Here is a 17,448-nt window from a genome sequence, read left to right on the forward strand (position 1 = left end):
CAAAAATCCTGCTGACACTCAGACCGTGCCGGTGCCGCCATCGGAGCACCAGACCTGACCGGAGGTAAAGCTGTTGGTGGTTTCTGCGAAGGTGACATAGAGAGGCGCAATTTCTGCCGGCTGGCCGGGGCGGCCCAGCGGGGCGGTGGCGCCAAACTGCTCAACTTTTTCCTGCGGCTGGCCGCCGCAGACCTGCAGAGGCGTCCAGTAAGGTCCTGGTGCGACAGCGTTAACGCGGATTTGCTGTTCGCCCAGCTGTTTCGCGAGGGCTTTGGTGAAGGCGGCTATCGAAGCTTTTGTCTGAGCGTAGTCCAGTAAAATGGCGCTCGGATCGTAGGCCTGTACTGAGGTGGTATTAATGATGGATGAACCGGCAGGCATGTATTCCAGCGCCGCTTTGGTTATCCAGAACATCGCGTAAACGTTGGTCTTAAATGTAGCGTCAAAATCTTCCGTAGAGAGCGTACGAATAGATTCATTAAACTGCTGCCGCCCGGCATTATTAACCAGAATATCGAGACCATTTAATTGGCTGGCAGCTTCGTTAACCAGTTTCTGACAAAATTCTTCTGAACGAATATCGCCTGGGATAGCAACAGCTTTTCGTCCTTCGGCTTCGATTAATTTTACGACTTCTGCAGCATCCTGCTCCTCATCCGGCAGGTAATTAATCGCGACATCGGCGCCTTCACGCGCATAAGCGATAGCAACGGCGCGGCCAATGCCGGAATCTCCACCCGTAATCAGTGCTTTACGACCGGTAAGGCGTCCAGTGCCCCGGTAACTGGTTTCACCGTGGTCGGGCCGTGGCTCCATTTTACTCGCCAGGCCAGGAACAGGCTGATGTTGTTTTTTAAACGGCGGCTTCGGATATTCCTGTGTGATGAGCGTTTTATTAGTGAATGAGTTCATCTGTGTCTCCTTTCTGGTGATCAAATTAAGCCTGGCAAAGTTGTGATGTTTGTCACGTTAATAGACTCAAAAAAGTAAAAAAAGAAAATTAAGCGAAACGCAATATCTGGTGAATATCAGGCATGAAAGCTGCGATCGAAAGGTAATTACTTAAATTGGGAGGTATTGGAACAGGAATATTCAAAAAAAATCGTCCCGGCACTAACAGCGTTATTGATTAATATCCATTTGCTTAAGAGAACTAACAGACTGCCTGTGACGTTGATATGATAATTTCAGTAGGTGAAGGTTTATTGATTGAACTGTCTGGTTGGGCGTTTGACCGTAAAGTGTCACCGATTTTAATCTCAGGGTACTCCTATCAGAAGCCAGCACCAATCATCATCGCGCCTGACTCAATAAACAATGGCCGCTATAAACTGGTCCGTTATACGGCACGCTATGAGCAGCACGCAGGCGAACAGGAAAATGTACATTCAGCTGCCAGTCTGCGCTGAAAACATCATACATACAGTCTGTGTTACTTATTCCCAGCCTGCCTGAACATCCCCCTGCCCGACCGCCCTTTAAGCAGCGGCCTTTCAGGCGCACTGAAGTCAGACGGTCGGAGACGAAAGATAAAACCCGCGGCACCACTCACAGCAACGAAGAACGCAGTAGTTACAGCATTCAACCCAAAGCCTTAAAAGACTTACCGACCCTTCGGGCCGGGCGGCGGCCGCTATTCAGTGGGGGCAACCCGGGTGCAGGTACGGCGCGGGTCCGGGTTGAGAGGGGCGTGTGAGCTGAGGTTCAGCTCAGTGCAGTTTTAAAATGTGACTTATTGTTTGTTGTAACTAATGAATTGCGATCCCCTCACCTGCTGGTGGGCGCTACTTCCAGGTGTGTAGGGTTATTAACGCTACAGGATTCGCAAACGGATTGAGCATTTTGATGGCGAATAATCAACATCGTTTCAACAGAAAACAACCTAAACAGAGCCCTCATTAAAGAGGGCCTGAATAAAACCATTAATATCAGGAGCCATCGCGCTTAAATCAAGCCTTACTTTTCCGGGTGCTGACCAGACCTGACTCGCTTTTACGATGCAGTAAAGGATACGCGATACTCGTCACCACGAAACTAATAATCCATGAAATATCGACGCCCGGAATTAAATTCGCATAGGGACCGGAAAAGAATGCATTTTCAACAAAGGGCACTTGCACTAAGATTCCAGCGAAATAGACCAGCAATGCCTGGGTATTGAGCAATCCATAACGTCCGCCGTCTGCACGAAATATCGCTTCAACGTCATACTTCTGCTTATTCACATAATAAAAATCCAGTAGATTAATCACAATCCATGGAATCAATACCGCAATCAACGCCAGAATCAAATTGATAAAGAAGGATACAAAGTTCTGCGATGCCGCCAGCGCGACCAACACGCTTCCCACTAATACCAGTGATGAGACCACTAAACGCACTGCGGCACCCGGCGTCCAGTGTGGACGGAACGTCTGCACAGCGGTGATCAGTGATAATACCGCGCCATACAGATTCATTGAGTTGTGGCAGATAATATTGACCAGGAACAGCACCATCAGAATAGGGCCGAGCCAGCCAGTGGCGTGGCGCACTGACATCATCGCATCGCTTGTCGGTGCGATATTGACGGCCATCATACCGAAGATAAAGGCCAGAATGGTACCGCCGCAGGCGCCTAAGTAAGTGGCTATAAACGGGCGTGCAATACCGACATTGGCGGGCAGATAGCGCGAGTAGTCAGAGGTATAGGGAGAGAAACTGATTTGCCATACCGCACCTATGCAGAAAGTGCCAAACCACCCTGCTGCACTCATGCTGCCGCGAGACCAAAAGTCTGCGGGTAAGGGTTGTGACACCATCAGCGCCAGGCCCAAAATCAGCGCCGCACCCATGATCCATGCACCAACTTTATTGATGCGATGGATAAAATGATAACCGACGATACCAATGGCGGTGGCAAGAATAGCGCCAATGACCGTGGCACTGCTTACCGGCATCGACGGAAAGACGTTGTTGATGACTTTACCGGATAGCGAAATATTCGAGATAAAGAACCCGAGATAAATCACCGTCGTAAAGCTAATCACCAGCAGCGAACCGTAGCGACCAAATTGCGCGCGGCTCTGCACCATTTGGGGAATGCCGACTTTGGGCCCTTGCGCAGAAGTTAACGCAAGGAAGATCCCGCCAAACAGATGACCGGCAATAATCGCGGTTAATGCGGAAATAACATTCAGATGAAACGTTTCGGTGGCAATCGCACCGCTGACTACCGCCAACGGTGCAATGTTGGTACAGAACCACAAGGTAAATAAACTGTGCGATTTACCGTGGCGTTCCGATTCCGGGACATAATCCACTGACTTATTTTCTATAATTTGACTCTGACGTGGTTGTGTATTCACCATACCCTCCAATTCTCAAAATGGGATTGTTTTTTAATGTGGGTAAAACCTTCCTCGCGAAAAAAAGCCACAGCCATCCCGACGAATGGTTTTTCGTCTTCTTATTAAAGAATTGGCGGTAAGACTCCCGGTGCTATTTAATGCTTAACAACTGTACCTGTGACGGTCGTCATAAATAACGACGCTGAAAATTCCAACTTTATTTCTGGCAGAGCGCGCATTGATATATGCAAACCAGATTCCCGCAAGGTGCGCATGTCAGCGCACCTTAACCCCTCAGCGCATAATAAAGGGATCGCTAATCGGCTCATCGCTGGTGCGCAGCCAGATTGTTTTCGTGGTGGTGTATTCCAACGCCGCGTCAATGCCGCCTTCTCGACCAAAGCCAGACTTACCGTAGCCGCCAAATGGCGCCAGCGGTGAAACCACGCGATAAGTATTTAGCCAGACCACGCCGCTGCGCAACTTACGCGTGACGCGATGGGCGCGAGTCAGGTTCTGGGTGAATACGCCTGCCGCCAGACCATACTCTGTGCCGTTGGCTAAACGAATCGCGTCGGCTTCATCTTTAAACGTCAGCACCGACAACACCGGACCAAACAACTCCTGCACCACGCTTTCTGCATTCGGTACGGCGCTGCAATCGAGAATGGTGGGCGGATAATAGAAACCAGGGCGATCAACCGGCTGATTGCCGATCACCAGACGCGCGCCCTGCTCGATGCTGCGACTCACTACCTGCTCGATATTGCTTTTCTGCCGCTCGGTACAAAGTGGACCAAACTGCGTCTCCTGCTGTTGCGGGCAGCCAATCACAATCCCGCGCACTTTGCTGGTGAGCTTTTCAATAAAGGCATCTTTTATCTGCTCATCCAGCAACAGACGCGATCCCGCCACACAGCTCTGTCCTGAGGCAGAGAAGATGGCCGCCACCTGCGCATTGGCTGCACTGTCTAAATCGGCATCGGCAAACACGATAAACGGGGATTTCCCGCCTAATTCCAGGGAGGTACTCGCCAGGTTTTCCGCGCTGTTGCGAATGATGTGACGTGCCGTATCTGCGCCACCAGTAAAGGCAATGTGATCAACCAGCGGATGCTGTGTCAGCACCGTGCCACATCCTTCAGCAAATCCGGTGATCACGTTGATCACGCCAGCCGGAAAACCAGCCTCATGCACCAACTCTGCAAAAGCCAGCAGTGGCGTCGGGGCAACTTCTGCCGCTTTCACCACCACCGTACAGCCGGCCGCGATGGCAGGCCCGATTTTCACCGCGGAGAGAAACAGCTGACTGTTCCAGGGAATAATGGCCGCAACCACCCCCACCGGTTCGCGTTTGATCCAGGTTTCCATATCGGCTTTGTCGATGCTGAGCGTGGCGCCGTCCATCTTGTCGGCCAGTCCGGCATAGAAGCGATAGTATTCCGCCACGTAGGCTATCTGCGCCTGGGTTTCACGGATAATTTTGCCGGTATCGAGCGTTTCCAGACGTGCCAGTTTTGGCGCGTCGCGTTCAATCAAATCCGCCAGCTTCAACAGCAATTTGCCGCGCGCACCGGCGGTTAATCCACGCCACGCGTCAGATTCAAAAGCACGTGCCGCAGCCTGAACTGCGCGATCGGTTTGCTCGCCGCGCGCTTCGGCAATGCTGGCCCACGGCTCTGCGGTGGCCGGGTTCAGCGAGGTGAACGTCGCGGCACCCGCGTCAAATTTGCCATCGATGTAGAGTTTGAAGGATTCCATGACGTCTCCGCTTAGTGAAATGCAGGTGCAACGTTTTGAATAAAGCGTTCCAGCGAAGCTTTTTTGCGCCCGAAGGTCATACCGCTGTCCAGCCACAAGGCGTACTCATCGTAGCCCATCGCCTCATAGTTTTTCAGGCGCGCGATCACCTGGTCAGGATTACCGATCGCCAGGTTTTTCCGCATGCCTTCCACGCTGTAATAGGTGTTCGCCGCGATCTCTTCTTCCGTCAGCGGCTTAATCAGGCCTTGCTCCACCGGGCGCTCGTTCTTAAACCAGGCGCCGAAGTAGTTATAAAAACGATTGAGCTCAACAGCGGCTTGCTGCGCATCTGCCTCATCCTCCGCGATGAATCCATGCTGCAGCAGCATGATTTTCAGCGGCTGATCGGGTGCGTATTCACGGCAGGCATCTTTAAAGGTGGTGATCAGGCGCGTGATCTCCTCTTCCCCCTGATGCAACGGCGTACACTGCACGTTGCAACCGTTCTTCACCGCAAACTCATGACTGTTCGGATCGCGGGCGGCGACCCAGATCGGCGGATGCGGCTGCTGTTTAGGCTGTGGCGATGACGTCGTAGACGGGAAATTCCAGAACTCACCCTTGTGTTCGTAATCCCCTTTCCACAACGCTTTCACTGCCGGAACAAGTTCACGCATGCGCTGGCCCGCTTCCCAGGCATCCATTCCCGGCATCAGACGCTCGTATTCATAGGAGTACGCACCGCGTGCAATCCCGAGGTCCAGACGCCCTTTGGTGATCAAGTCCGTCATTGCCGCTTCGCCCGCCAGGCGGATCGGATGGGTGAATGGCGCAATGATGGTGCCAGTGCCCAGACGCACGTTTTGCGTGCGGCTGGCGATATCCACCAGATTGATAAATGGGTTCGGCGCAATGGTGAAGTTCATACCATGGTGTTCGCCGGTCCAGATAGCGTGCAAACCGCCTTTATCCGCGATTTCACACAGTTCCATCATTTCATCGTACAGCTGGTCCTGCGCGTCATCCGCTGACACGCGCTCCATATGCAGGAACAGGGAAAGTTTCATACCACCTCCTGATGAGACGGAGTAAAGAAGTGGCGCACTGAGCCCTCAACTTCATCGCCGTAATAAAGCCCGTAATTACCGACGGCATTTTCGCGGATAAACCGATCGACCAGCGATTTCAACGCGCTGTCCGGCACCGGCAGTTGTGCCAGCGTGTGGACATCCACCCATTCGCCCTGCTGCACCGCTGGCAAAGTGCTGCCGGTTGGTTGCGCGCAGAGGAACACGATATGCTGCTGTTTCATCTGGCGGTCTTCCCAGATGGAGTAGACAAAACCCGGGCTGGCTTCGATGTTAAGTCCATCGAACACCTGCTTCAGGGTGTCACTGACGCTGCGGTTATTCACCGTTTGCGACGGCAGGCCGTAACCCTTCTCTTTTTTCACCACCAGCGCCTGGCCCGCCGATTCAATCAACGCACTGACCACCACGTTAGGACCGGCAATCAGAGACTCCGCATTCTGATAAGGCGTGAAGTAGGCGCCGCGATAGTAGCCCAGCCCCGGGGTGCCGCAGGAATCGAACTGCTCAACTTTGCCGATCAGGATCGCGTGGTCACCGGCATCCACCACCTGATGCATCGCGCATTCAAACCAGGCGGAGCTGTCATTCAGCAACGGCGTGCTGAACTCCCCTTTGCGCCACTTCACTAATGAGAAGCGATCGGCAATCTTCTGCGCGAAGATGTTCGACGTGTCTTTCTGCTGCTCCGCCAGGATGTTAATAGCGAAGTGCGGGCACTGAGTGAAGTTGTCGAAATTGGCGGAGCGCTTATCGATGCTCACCAGCAGCAGCGCGGGATCGAGCGATACCGAAGAAAACGAATTGGCGGTAAAACCAATCGGCTGCCCCTGCGCATCGTTGGTGGTGACCACAGTGACACCGGTCATGAAGGCGCCAAAGGCGTCGCGTAACTGTCTGCGTTTATCTGCGTCCATAAGTTACTCCTTTACAGGCTCTTTTTGCGTGACGGCGGCAGCAACCGGATTGAGGAACGATAAAATCTCTTCGTTCACGCGGTCGGCATCCGTCAGGTTCAACATGTGTTTAGCGTTAGCGACCACCACCGCCTGCCCCTGGCGCGCGGCCTGGGCCATCTGGCGCGTCATGTCTGGATTCGAATTGGCATCCAGTTCACCGGTCATCACCAACACCGGACATTGCATTTCGTTCCAGCGTTCTGAATAAAAGCGATCTCCGGCCGCAAACGCCTGATAGGCGCGGGCATAGCCGTCGAGATTCACCTGCTGCAACCACGCGCCCACTTTTTTTCGCAGGGGCTGTTCGTGGTGATCGTCACTGAACCAGCGATCCAGCGGAGCATCGAGCCGCACATTGCCGCTGGCCAGCTCTTGTGCCCGCTGCAGCACGGCGTTGCGTGCCGTGTCGTTACGTTTAAACACGCCGCTCAACACAATCGCGTGATTCACCAACTGGGGATAATCGATGGCAATCCCGGCAGTAATCAGCGCCCCCATTGAGTGTCCGGCCACGGCAAAGCTGGATTCCGATTGTGTCTTCAGGAACAGGGCCAGCCACTGCACGTAATCTTTCAGGGTGGCGGGATGGCGAAAACCGCTGCTTTCACCATGGCCCGGCATATCCACCGCGATCACGCGGAAATAGCGACTCAGCACGTCCATTTGCGGGAACCAGGCGTCAGCGTTCATGCCGACGCCGTGGATCAACACCAGCGGCGTGCCTTGTCCAGCCTCCAGGTAACTCACCTGGAGACCTAACTCAGATAGCTGCTGGGTTTTTCTGGTCATGGCCTAACTCTTTCAGGTCAAGATAACGGTTGCCGATACGATGATGCGGACGGCCGCCCAGTGCCGCGCCCAACGCGATCACAATCTCATCGCTGAATGGCGCATCATTGATGTTGAACTGCATGGTGAGGTAGTGCTCGCGCGTGCCTTCATCATCGGTGCCCATCATCGGCACCAGAATGGGCGTATTGGCTGGACCGCGGGTGTTGTTAAAGGCCAGATAGGTTTTACCCTTTACCGCTGAGCGGTAATGGTTGCCGAAATGCAGGGTGTGAATCAGCGCTGAAGCGTGCTCCAGTTCGCCGTTCAGACCGACGACGGCGCTTTTGCCATAAGCCACAACCTTGTCGCCGCCGCCCGCTTCTTTCACGATTAACCCGGTCAATAACTCGCCCAATACGGGTGCCATTTCACGAATCTTAGGGGCGAGATCTTCCACGAAACCCTCACCTGCCCACGGATTTTTCACCACGGCAGCCGCCGCAATCATCACCAGCGGTGTCGTCGCCGCTTTGCCGCCGTCGGAGTAAATGGTCTCGGTGGTAACGAACGTCTTGCGTATATCTGGATGCATGGTCAGAACCTCATTCAAGTTAACGGTTTGTTAATCTGGTGTGTCGGGAAGTGATATAACACTGAGATTTCTGGCATGTCAAAAGTTGGTATACCATCATACGGTATTAAATTTTCCGGCGGTTTTGCTATGCTTAAGCGATGCAAAACCCCGCCATGACTGGGGGGATGAGGATCAAAAAGGCAATGTGTCACCGGCGGTTTGAGCAGCGAGATGAGTGTGATTGAGGTCATAAAAATCACACGAATTATCCGGGCAGTCGTTTCATAACGGCATGAATTCACGAGATTTTGATTATTCCTCAAGGATATTTTTATTTCGTGCTCAGACCGCATGATGAAACTGTGAGCTAACGCTGATTTCAACGGGCGGGCCGGTGAGAAGTCGATAGGCGGTGGTAGCAAAGAGAGTAAAGGCGGCGTTGCTTTCAGAACGGAAACAGTGCTAATAGTTAAAACGCTTGCAGGACATGACATTGACTTCAGGCTGAATTTTTAAATTTCAACGAAGAGACGATTATGGATGCGAGTCATTCCCTAAAAATTGAAAATACGCCGGTGACGTTACGTGAACTGGCGTTGGCTAAAGTTCGTCAGGCCATTATCTCGGGATACTTTAAAGCTGGCGACCGTTTGGTTGAGCGCTCACTGTGTGATGAATTAGGTGTAAGCCGTACCGTGGTGCGCGAAGTGATTCGCTATCTGGAAGCGGAAGGTTTAATTGAAAACCTGCCGAAAAAAGGCCCGATTGTGGCGATATTAACCTGGGAAGTGGCCGAGCAGATTTACGATATTCGTATCCTGCTGGAATCCGAAGCGGCGAAAGATTGCGCAAAATTAGCCACCAGCAGTGATAAAAAGAATCTGCACAAGAAACTCCTGCGCATTGCTAAAGCCTCGCACGATCATGATGATATTGAACGCGTTGAAGCGTCTCAGGCCTTTTATGAAGCACTCTTTTCCATTGCAAAACATCATATTGCGTGGGAAATCGTCCAGCGCCTGAATAGTCGTATCAGTCGACTGCGCGCACTGACCCTGCGCAGTCCGGAGCGCCAGGTGGCGGGTTTTGAACGTATGTCGCGAATTTATGAAGCGATTGAAGAGAACAATGCCGAACACGCGAAAGAGGCCGTCAAACAGCATCTTTCAGAAGCGGCCACGCTGGCTAAATCTATTCTGACTGCCGAGGAAAAATAATGTCTGCTTATTGGATCGCCCACGTCAATATTGAGGATGCACAGCAGTACCAGAATTATATTGAGCTGGCACCGCTTGCGTTTAAAAAATATCAGGCGAAATTTATCGCTCGCGGTGAAAATGCCACCTCACTTGAGGGCGATGAATTCAAGAAACATGTGATCATTGAATTCCCCGATTATCAAACGGCGCTGGACTGCTATCATTCTGACGAGTATCAGTTAGCCAAAAAGCAGCGTGAGAACGTGGCAACGGCCATGATTACCATTGTGGATGGGCTGGCGTAGGTTTTTGGGTAGCAATATTACTCAAGTAGCAGCAATGATGAGAAGCATAGAGGACGGGTATGAGGGTATCTCGACTACTTGCTCACCATCCTTGTGAAAGAATTGGATGGCTGCATTTAGGTGGGTGGCCTGATTCAGGCCATTATCCTTGCGCGCACCCTCACCTTTTACAGCCCAAAATCGCTTTAACTCTCCAGATTGCCAATCACCCCATAATCTGAACACAGATCACAAAATCGGCACGCATAATTTTGTAATCGATTACTTTAAGTTAATTTGTAATCGATTACTTATGATAAGGAGCTGAATTAAGATGAAAAAATTGATGGTTTTGGCTGGGATATTATCCATGTTGAGTGCTGTGCCCTCGCAGGCGTCAGCAGCAGGTGTTGAAGATGAAATTGGACTGCAGATGTACACCTTACGTAATGTCGGCACCCCGGCAGAACAGTTCGCCATGGCCCATAAAGCGGGCTTCGAGCACGTTGAGCTGGTAGGCACGCAGGGTCTGGCAGCCAAAGAGCTGAAATCCTTGCTGGATAAAAATCACCTGACCGTAACCTCATCCCACGTGCAATTAACGGCACTGGAGAGCGACTACACGCAGACCGTGGCGTTCAATAAAGCGGTGGGTAATCACACCATCGTGGTTCCGTGGATCAAACCGGAAGATCGCCCGGACAGCACCAAAGCATGGATAGACTATGCACAACGCCTGGATAAACTCGGCGCGAAACTGCGTAAAGACGGCATGCAGCTCGCTTACCACAATCATAATTTCGAGATGAAAAAGTACGATGGCGTGACCGCGCTTGAGATCATCTTCAATCACTCACGGGCAGAAAATCTGAAACTGGAGATGGACGCGGCGTGGGTTTCACGCGGCGGTCAGGATCCGGCGCGCCTTTTGAAAGAGTATCCGGGACGGATCTATGCGATCCACGCCAAGGATAATGCGTCGATTGGTATCCGCGACGATGAGATGAATTTTGCGCCGCTGGGCGAAGGCTTGCTGGACTGGAAAACCATTCTGCCTGCCGCCAAAGCCAGCGGCGTGAAGTGGTTTATCATTGAGCACGACAAGCCGAAGGATGCCTGGAGCATCATCACCACTTCACATCAGAATCTGCGTGCGGCGCTGGAAAAACTGCCGCATTAAGCGATCAAGCACTGGCGCGCACGATCAGGCGCCAGTCCATCATGACGCGCTCAGTTGGCGATTGCGGGTCGTCAATCTTCTGCAGCAGCAGGCTGAACGCGGTCCGCCCGATATCGCGTGATGGCTGCGCGATGGTGGTCAGAGGCGGAGAGATCATTTCAGCCAGTTCCGACCCGTCAAAGCCTGCAACGGCGATATCTTGTGGCACCTGATGTCCCGCGGCCTGGATAGCGGCCATCGCCCCGGCCGCCAGCGTGTCGGAGACGGCAAATACCGCATCAGGCTGCGTATCCGCGTTGAGTAACGCTTCCATCGCGCGCTTGCCAGCGTTGTAGCTTAGATCACTGGCGTAACTCACCGCCTGCCAGGACAGACCGCGCTGTTCCAGTTCCTGCTGATAACCCTGCTGACGCAGTTGGGCGTACTTATAGCTCAAATCATGATTGATCAGGGCAATGCGTTTGCGTCCGCTGGCCACCAGATGCGCCACCAGCTGGCGCGAAGCATGAACATCATCAATACCCACACAGGAGATATCGCCGGCATCGGCGTATTCGGCACACTGCACCCAGGGCATGTTGCCGATCAGCTGTGTCAGTTCAGTCAGGGTGGTGAAAGCATCCATGGTGATCACCCCATCGACCATTTTGCCTGCCAGCATTTGCAGGCTTGAGCGGGAGCGATTGATGTCCGATCCGGAGTTACACAACAGAATGCGGTAGCCATTCTGCTCGGCCTGCTCTTCGATACCTTTCACAATTTCAGCGCAAAACGGGTTGGAGATATCAGAAACCAGCACCAGCACCATGGAGCTCCGCGCCGTGCGCAGCTGACGGGCTAACAGATTTGGCTGGTAGTTGCTGGCTTTAATGGCTTCCAGCACCTTATCCCGGTTCTTATCCTTTACGGTGTCACTGTTATTAAGCACGCGTGACACCGTGGCCACGGAAACACCGGCCAGCTTCGCGATTTTCTGAATGGACATGAGGACTCAACTTCCTGCGTCAGTTTCTGAATTGCAGGCTACCATAAATCGACGCGTGACAATAAGTTAGGCGGGGTGGCTTATGCGGAAGATCAGGCGCGCCGGAACGCGCCTGTGTATCAAATGCTGACGTCGACCCAGCGTTGATCGCGATGGCTTTTAACGATCGCCTCAACGATGGCCATCACCTGCGCCCCATCGCTGAAGTCGGCAAAATGCCGTTCGTCTTGCGCCGGCATTTCACCCTTCTCCACCGCCTGATAAAACTGCTGCATCATGGCGCGAAATGCATCGGGCCAGCCTTCGATGTGCCCGCCAGGAAAACGGGCACGGGCGGCAACATCGCGGTTCATCAACGACGCATCGTCCGTCAGGGTTTGATTGGCCTGATGACGATGACCGACCCACAACTGTTGTGGCACTTCCTGATCCCACGCCAGCGAGGCCTGACTGCCACTCACCTCCAGATAAAGGCGATTTTTGCGCCCCGCCGCCACCTGTGACACGCTCAGACAGCCTTTACTGCCATCATCGAAGCGCAGCAGCACAAAGCCCAGATCTTCCGTATTCACCGGACAATCCTGATACTGAGCCTGCTGTGTCTGCGCGCTGAAGGTGGCCTGACCCGCCAGATTGGCTTTGCGTGTGGGCCAGACGATGGCGAGGTCGGCCATCACCGCCACTATCTTGCGGCCTGTAACAAACTGTATGGTGTCGCACCAGTGAGAACCGATATCCGCTACTGCACGCGATGCACCGCCCTTGTCGGCCTCCACACGCCAGTTGTAATCCGTCTCTTCCAGCATCCAGTCTTGTAAGTAGCTGCCCTGAACGGCAAAGGTGCGGCCCGTTTCGCCGCTGCGCACCATGCTCGCGGCTTGCTGGACCATGGCAAACTGTCGGTACACGAAGCTGACCCCGTTGACCACGCCTGCCTGTTCTGCCAGTGCCACTAATTCACGCGCTTCGCCCATCGTCATGCAAAGTGGTTTTTCCGAGAACAGGTGCTTGCCGGCGAGTAAAACCTGCTTATTGATGGCGGCATGGAGGTGATTGGGCGTACAATTGTGAACAGCATGCAGCTCTGGATGCTGTAAAAAGGTGACAATGTCACCATAGGCGTGCGGCACGTGCAATTGCGCCGCCTGGGCTTGTGCTTTCTCCAGCGTGGAGTCGCACAGAGCCACGACATTGATGTTGCCGAGGCGACGTAGTGCCTCAATGTGCGCGGGGCCGATAAATCCGCTGCCGATAATCCCGACATTAATCATTTACGACTCCTCATTAAGTCCGAGCTGTGCACGGATACTGCCGCTGTCATCCTGCGCGGCAAAATCATCAAATGCTCGACTGGCGACCGGAATGATGTGACGTTGAATGAATTCAGCCCCTTCCCGTGCACCGGTTTCCGCATCTTTTAGGCAGCATTCCCACTCCAGTACCGCCCAGCCGTTGAAATCGTACTGCGCCAGTTTGCTGAAGATGCTTTTGAAATCAATCTGCCCGTCGCCTGGCGAACGGAAACGCCCGGCGCGATCGATCCAGTTTTGATAGCCGCCATACACCCCGCTACGACCGTTGCGCTGATACTCCGCATCTTTGACGTGGAAGGCTTTGATACGTGAATGATAGATATCGATGAACTGCAGGTAATCAATGTGCTGAAGATGCAGATGGCTGGGATCAAACAGGATATTGCAACGAGGATGGTGGTTCACCTGTTCAAGGAAACGCTCAAAGGTGGCGCCATCGTGCAGGTCCTCGCCTGGGTGTAATTCGTAACACACATCCACGCCATGCTGATCATACACATCCAGCACTGGCTGCCAGCGACGGGCGAGTTCCTTAAAGGCCTCATCCAGCAACTGCGGGTTGTGCGGCGGCCACGGGTAAACATAGGGCCAGGCGAGCGAGCCAGAGAAAGTGGCATGGGCAGTCAGTCCAAGTTTACTGGAGGCGACTGCGGCATGTTTGACCTGCTCGATCGCCCAGGCCGTGCGCGCTTCCCGCTTGCCGCGCAGGTGTGCCGGTGCAAAATTATCAAAGGCAGCGTCATGCGCAGGATGCACGGCAACCAACTGCCCTTCCAGATGCGTCGATAACTCGCTGATGCTGAGGCCATACTGCTTCAGCAATCCCAGCACTTCATCGCAGTAAGTCTGGCTGGTGGCTGCGCGTTGCAGATTAAATATCGCCGGGTGATTGCACGGGATCTGCAATGCCTGAAATCCCAAAGCGGATGCCCATTTCGCCAATCCTTCCAGTGAATTGTACGGGGCATCAGCGCCGATAAACTGTGAAAGGAAAATGCCCGGACCTTTTAACGTTTTCAAAAAACACCTCCAGTAACAACAAAAACTCAATCGCGATACTTAAATGTGAACATAAACAACAGGGCAATCACGGCAGCCGCGATCGCCGGGATCCACCAGAATATGCCCCAACTGGCGGCCGATACCTGACCCGCGACCAGATGGTTATACAGCGCACCTGAAATCTGTGATCCCAGCAGCATGCCGATACCGTAGGTGAACATCACAATCATGCTCTGCGCTTGTCCTTTGACTTTGTCTCCCGCAATGCGGTCGGTGTAGATGAAGCCGACGACAAAGAAGAAGTCGTAACAGACGCCGTGCAGCAGAATCCCCAGCCAAATCAGCGCGCGTCCCTCCTCGCCCATGCCCATGGCAAACAGCGCATAACGCACAAACCAGGCGCACATGCCGACCAGCAGCATGTATTTCACGCCCAGTCGGCGAAACAGCAGCGGAATCACCAGCATGAAGAAGATTTCAGACATCTGGCCGAGGGACATCAGTGAGCTGACGTTTTCAACACCGGCGTCGGCCAGCCAGGAAGCGGTGTAGGCGTAGTAAGTGCCCAGCGGAATGGAAATCAGCGTGGCGCAGAGCGAAAAAATGAAGAAGTGACTGATTTTCAGCAGGGCAAACGCATCAGCACAGAACAGATCGCGCGGTCTGAATGGCATACCTTTAGCGGGTGCGGGCGTATGCGGCAGCGTGAGGCTATAGAGCGCCAGCACCACGGAACAAATCGCCGCCACCGTGAAGACGCTGACACTGGAGGCGATTCCCGTGAACCCGATGAACAGGCCAGCGACAATCCAGCCAATGGTGCCGAACACGCGCACTACCGGGAAACTCTTCTCGCTGCTGGCGAGACTGTGGAAGGCAATATTATTGGTCAGTGCCAGCGTGGGCATGTAGCACAGCGTGTAACCGAACAGTAAGCCGATCAGCAGCGCGCCGTTCTCGGCAATCATCGCCTGAGGCACAAACCACAAAATCACTGCACCGGCCAGATGCATCACCGCCAGGACTTTTTGTGAAGGGAAAAATCGGTCCACCAGCATGCCGAGAACAAACGGCGAAAGAATGGAAGCAATCGGGCCCGCCGAGAAAGCATCGCCAATCAGCAAGGACATGTTGTGCTGCGTCATCACCAATCCCAGCGTGACCGACCAACTGCCCCAGATAAAGAACTGAAGAAACATCATCAGCGACAGCCGTGGGACCAGCATGCGCTGCATTGCCTGGTCTTGCGCGGTGCCTTGTGTTGCAGCAACCATATCCAACCCCCAAAAAGTAATCGATTACAAAATGCGAGAAAATAAAAGTAATCGATTACAAAAAGGAAATCATCGTGGCTGATCACAAATTTTTACTTAGGTGGAAACGGAGGATTAATGGCTGATGAATGGGGACGAATAGACCATACAAGGATTGAGCCGCCTAACGATGAGTCCTTGTGAGCGTTAACAGCCGCCGAACTATCCCAGACAATTTCAACGCTCACAATTTCCCATGCTGTGCACGCTCTCTCAATTTATCCATGTGAGAAGTGACCTCCTCATGGCTGATATACTCCCCATGGTCGGAATCATGTCGCTCAAAAGCTTGGGTGATTTGCTGTTCAAGCAAGATATCGTGCTCATGATTTTGATGACGACGTTCTTCATCAGCTAACTCAACAGCTCTTTGACGCATAAGCTCAGTCAGGCTGAGATTGACCCGTTCAGCAGCCTGCATAGCCAATCTTTTGGTTTCATCATCAATTCGAAAATGTTTGGTGCTGCTCATTCTGATCTCATGCGTAGTGTCGTTTGTACTGTCATTATGGGGGAGCTATTTTGTGAATGTCATCCTGTCATTCTATTGCTTAACACAGTGTGAAAACGACATGTTGGCCGGGCTGGATTTAAGGCTTAGCCTATTTTCCCTAAGCACCATGATGGTCGTTTAAGACTTAATGTGGTGGATGTTTAATTCACTATGTCGCGACTTATGCAATTGGGTTGAACTGTAAGTGTTCATTTTAATGGTTCTTCAACCCCCTCTCTTATCCGGTTAAAGTGAACTCATTAGCTTCAAGCAACACTCACTCGACACACTATGACCGTATTCATAAAAGCTCTATAATGAACTCTTATTCATCTTTAATGACATTCAGGGCTTTTAAAATGACTCTTAACCTCTTTACTGAATCTCAATTGATTGCAGGACTGGGGCAACGTCTGAAGGAGCAACGTCTTAGGCGCAATCTTCTCCAGAAAGAGTTGGCTGATAACGCAGGGATTTCAGTGTCAGCGCTAAAAAAACTAGAAAATGACGGTAAGGTGACGTTAGAAAACTTTATAAAGGCCGTGTTTGCGCTCCGTCTTGAAAGAGAAATGATGAATTTGTTTGCACCACCCGCATTGAGCATCGCGCAGGTTGAGGCACTGAATGCTCCGTCCCGACAAAGGGCAACGAAGCGTGGTTTGAAAAAACTAAATTCATCTTCTTAAAAACTTTTGCCTGCAAGCCATTGACTTTGCTTCTTCGCAGCGCCTTGAAGTGAAAAGTTATCAATTCGATCGTTTACTGAACATGTGAGTGCACTTTTAAACGTATAAAGCATAAAGATCTTATCCGCATGATATTAACTACCCTAATTTCACGCGTCATCCCTTATCCCGCAGAATTGAACCACGATCCGTCATGGCTATCTTGCATACCGTTATGACGATTCGCAGTGATGAATCGCCACGGATTTAACAGACACCTCAGAGTCATTTAAGATGACTAAAAGAGAGGTGCCCATGAGCGGTAAGCGTTATCCTGAAGAGTTTAAAATTGAAGCAGTCAAACAGGTTGTTGATCGTGGTCATTCTGTTTCCAGTGTTGCAACACGTCTCGATATCACCACCCACAGCCTTTACGCCTGGATAAAGAAGTATGGTCCTGATTCTTCCACTCATAATGCACAGTCAGATGCTCAGGACGAGATCCGCCGTCTTCAGAAAGAGCTGAAGCGGGTGACCGACGAACGGGATA

17 protein-coding genes are annotated in these 17,448 nt (G+C 52.4%); 5 read left to right on the plus strand and 12 right to left on the minus strand.

From position 1 onward, the window contains the following. Nucleotides 1-18: 18 nt before the first annotated feature. The 7 genes from CRO33_RS23415 to CRO33_RS23450 form a co-directional block, all read right to left on the minus strand. Nucleotides 19-912, minus strand: a complete 894-nt coding sequence (locus CRO33_RS23415) for an SDR family oxidoreductase (protein ID WP_097119753.1) — start codon at nucleotides 910-912, stop codon at nucleotides 19-21. A gap of 1,037 nt (nucleotides 913-1,949) precedes the next feature. Beyond that, complete coding sequence (locus CRO33_RS23425) at nucleotides 1,950-3,350, minus strand: purine-cytosine permease family protein (protein WP_176505814.1); 1,401 nt, start codon at nucleotides 3,348-3,350, stop codon at nucleotides 1,950-1,952. A gap of 273 nt (nucleotides 3,351-3,623) precedes the next feature. Next, nucleotides 3,624-5,090, minus strand: coding sequence for an aldehyde dehydrogenase (locus tag CRO33_RS23430; RefSeq protein WP_097119755.1), 1,467 nt, complete (start codon nucleotides 5,088-5,090; stop codon nucleotides 3,624-3,626). A gap of 11 nt (nucleotides 5,091-5,101) precedes the next feature. Further along, entirely contained in the window at nucleotides 5,102-6,139 is a 1,038-nt protein-coding gene (locus CRO33_RS23435; RefSeq protein ID WP_097119756.1) for an LLM class flavin-dependent oxidoreductase, read from the minus strand. After that, on the minus strand, nucleotides 6,136-7,077 hold the full coding sequence (locus CRO33_RS23440) for a flavin reductase family protein (protein WP_097119757.1): 942 nt from the start codon (nucleotides 7,075-7,077) through the stop codon (nucleotides 6,136-6,138). The genes CRO33_RS23435 and CRO33_RS23440 overlap by 4 nt, the downstream gene beginning before the upstream one ends. Before the next feature lie 3 nt (nucleotides 7,078-7,080). Next, nucleotides 7,081-7,908, minus strand: a complete 828-nt coding sequence (locus CRO33_RS23445; RefSeq protein WP_097119758.1) for an alpha/beta fold hydrolase — start codon at nucleotides 7,906-7,908, stop codon at nucleotides 7,081-7,083. Beyond that, on the minus strand, nucleotides 7,880-8,482 hold the full coding sequence (locus tag CRO33_RS23450) for an amino acid synthesis family protein (RefSeq protein ID WP_034827626.1): 603 nt from the start codon (nucleotides 8,480-8,482) through the stop codon (nucleotides 7,880-7,882). Before CRO33_RS23450 ends, CRO33_RS23445 begins: the two co-directional genes overlap by 29 nt. A gap of 518 nt (nucleotides 8,483-9,000) precedes the next feature. Between CRO33_RS23450 and CRO33_RS23455 the strand changes: the two genes are divergently transcribed. The 3 genes from CRO33_RS23455 (at nucleotide 9,001) to CRO33_RS23465 (ending at nucleotide 11,127) form a co-directional block, all read left to right on the plus strand. Beyond that, the gene (locus CRO33_RS23455; RefSeq protein ID WP_097119759.1) at nucleotides 9,001-9,681 is read left to right on the plus strand and encodes a GntR family transcriptional regulator; all 681 of its coding nucleotides are present in this window, start codon (nucleotides 9,001-9,003) and stop codon (nucleotides 9,679-9,681) included. Continuing rightward, nucleotides 9,681-9,968 (plus strand): DUF1330 domain-containing protein, encoded by a 288-nt coding sequence (locus tag CRO33_RS23460; protein ID WP_034827637.1) that lies wholly within the window; start codon nucleotides 9,681-9,683, stop codon nucleotides 9,966-9,968. Before CRO33_RS23455 ends, CRO33_RS23460 begins: the two co-directional genes overlap by 1 nt. 313 nt (nucleotides 9,969-10,281) lie before the next feature. Then, entirely contained in the window at nucleotides 10,282-11,127 is an 846-nt protein-coding gene (locus CRO33_RS23465; RefSeq protein WP_097119760.1) for a sugar phosphate isomerase/epimerase family protein, read from the plus strand. Between the two features lie 4 nt (nucleotides 11,128-11,131). On the opposite strand, the gene CRO33_RS23470 is transcribed toward CRO33_RS23465, so the two are convergent. The 5 genes from CRO33_RS23470 to CRO33_RS23490 all read right to left on the minus strand — a co-directional run bounded on the left by CRO33_RS23470 (nucleotide 11,132) and on the right by CRO33_RS23490 (nucleotide 16,212). After that, complete coding sequence (locus CRO33_RS23470; protein WP_097119761.1) at nucleotides 11,132-12,112, minus strand: LacI family DNA-binding transcriptional regulator; 981 nt, start codon at nucleotides 12,110-12,112, stop codon at nucleotides 11,132-11,134. A 119-nt stretch (nucleotides 12,113-12,231) separates the two neighbouring features. Beyond that, nucleotides 12,232-13,383, minus strand: coding sequence for a Gfo/Idh/MocA family protein (locus tag CRO33_RS23475; RefSeq protein WP_097119762.1), 1,152 nt, complete (start codon nucleotides 13,381-13,383; stop codon nucleotides 12,232-12,234). Next, on the minus strand, nucleotides 13,384-14,445 hold the full coding sequence (locus tag CRO33_RS23480; protein ID WP_097119763.1) for a sugar phosphate isomerase/epimerase family protein: 1,062 nt from the start codon (nucleotides 14,443-14,445) through the stop codon (nucleotides 13,384-13,386). 26 nt (nucleotides 14,446-14,471) lie between these two features. Continuing rightward, the gene (locus CRO33_RS23485) at nucleotides 14,472-15,701 is read right to left on the minus strand and encodes an MFS transporter (protein WP_097119764.1); all 1,230 of its coding nucleotides are present in this window, start codon (nucleotides 15,699-15,701) and stop codon (nucleotides 14,472-14,474) included. 223 nt (nucleotides 15,702-15,924) lie between these two features. After that, entirely contained in the window at nucleotides 15,925-16,212 is a 288-nt protein-coding gene (locus CRO33_RS23490; RefSeq protein ID WP_097119765.1) for a damage-inducible protein J, read from the minus strand. Between the two features lie 380 nt (nucleotides 16,213-16,592). Here CRO33_RS23490 and CRO33_RS23495 point away from each other — a divergent pair, with 380 nt between their 5' ends. Both CRO33_RS23495 and CRO33_RS23500 read left to right on the plus strand, forming a co-directional pair. Next, nucleotides 16,593-16,919 carry a helix-turn-helix domain-containing protein gene (locus tag CRO33_RS23495; RefSeq protein ID WP_097119767.1) on the plus strand — a complete coding sequence of 109 codons (327 nt, stop codon included), beginning with the start codon at nucleotides 16,593-16,595 and terminating at the stop codon, nucleotides 16,917-16,919. A gap of 294 nt (nucleotides 16,920-17,213) precedes the next feature. Continuing rightward, nucleotides 17,214-17,448: transposase (locus tag CRO33_RS23500; protein ID WP_141399050.1), on the plus strand; the 235-nt coding region annotated here is incomplete at its 3' end.

This window comes from Pantoea sp. GL120224-02 (assembly GCF_900215395.1).
Taxonomy (GTDB): domain Bacteria; phylum Pseudomonadota; class Gammaproteobacteria; order Enterobacterales; family Enterobacteriaceae; genus Pantoea; species Pantoea communis.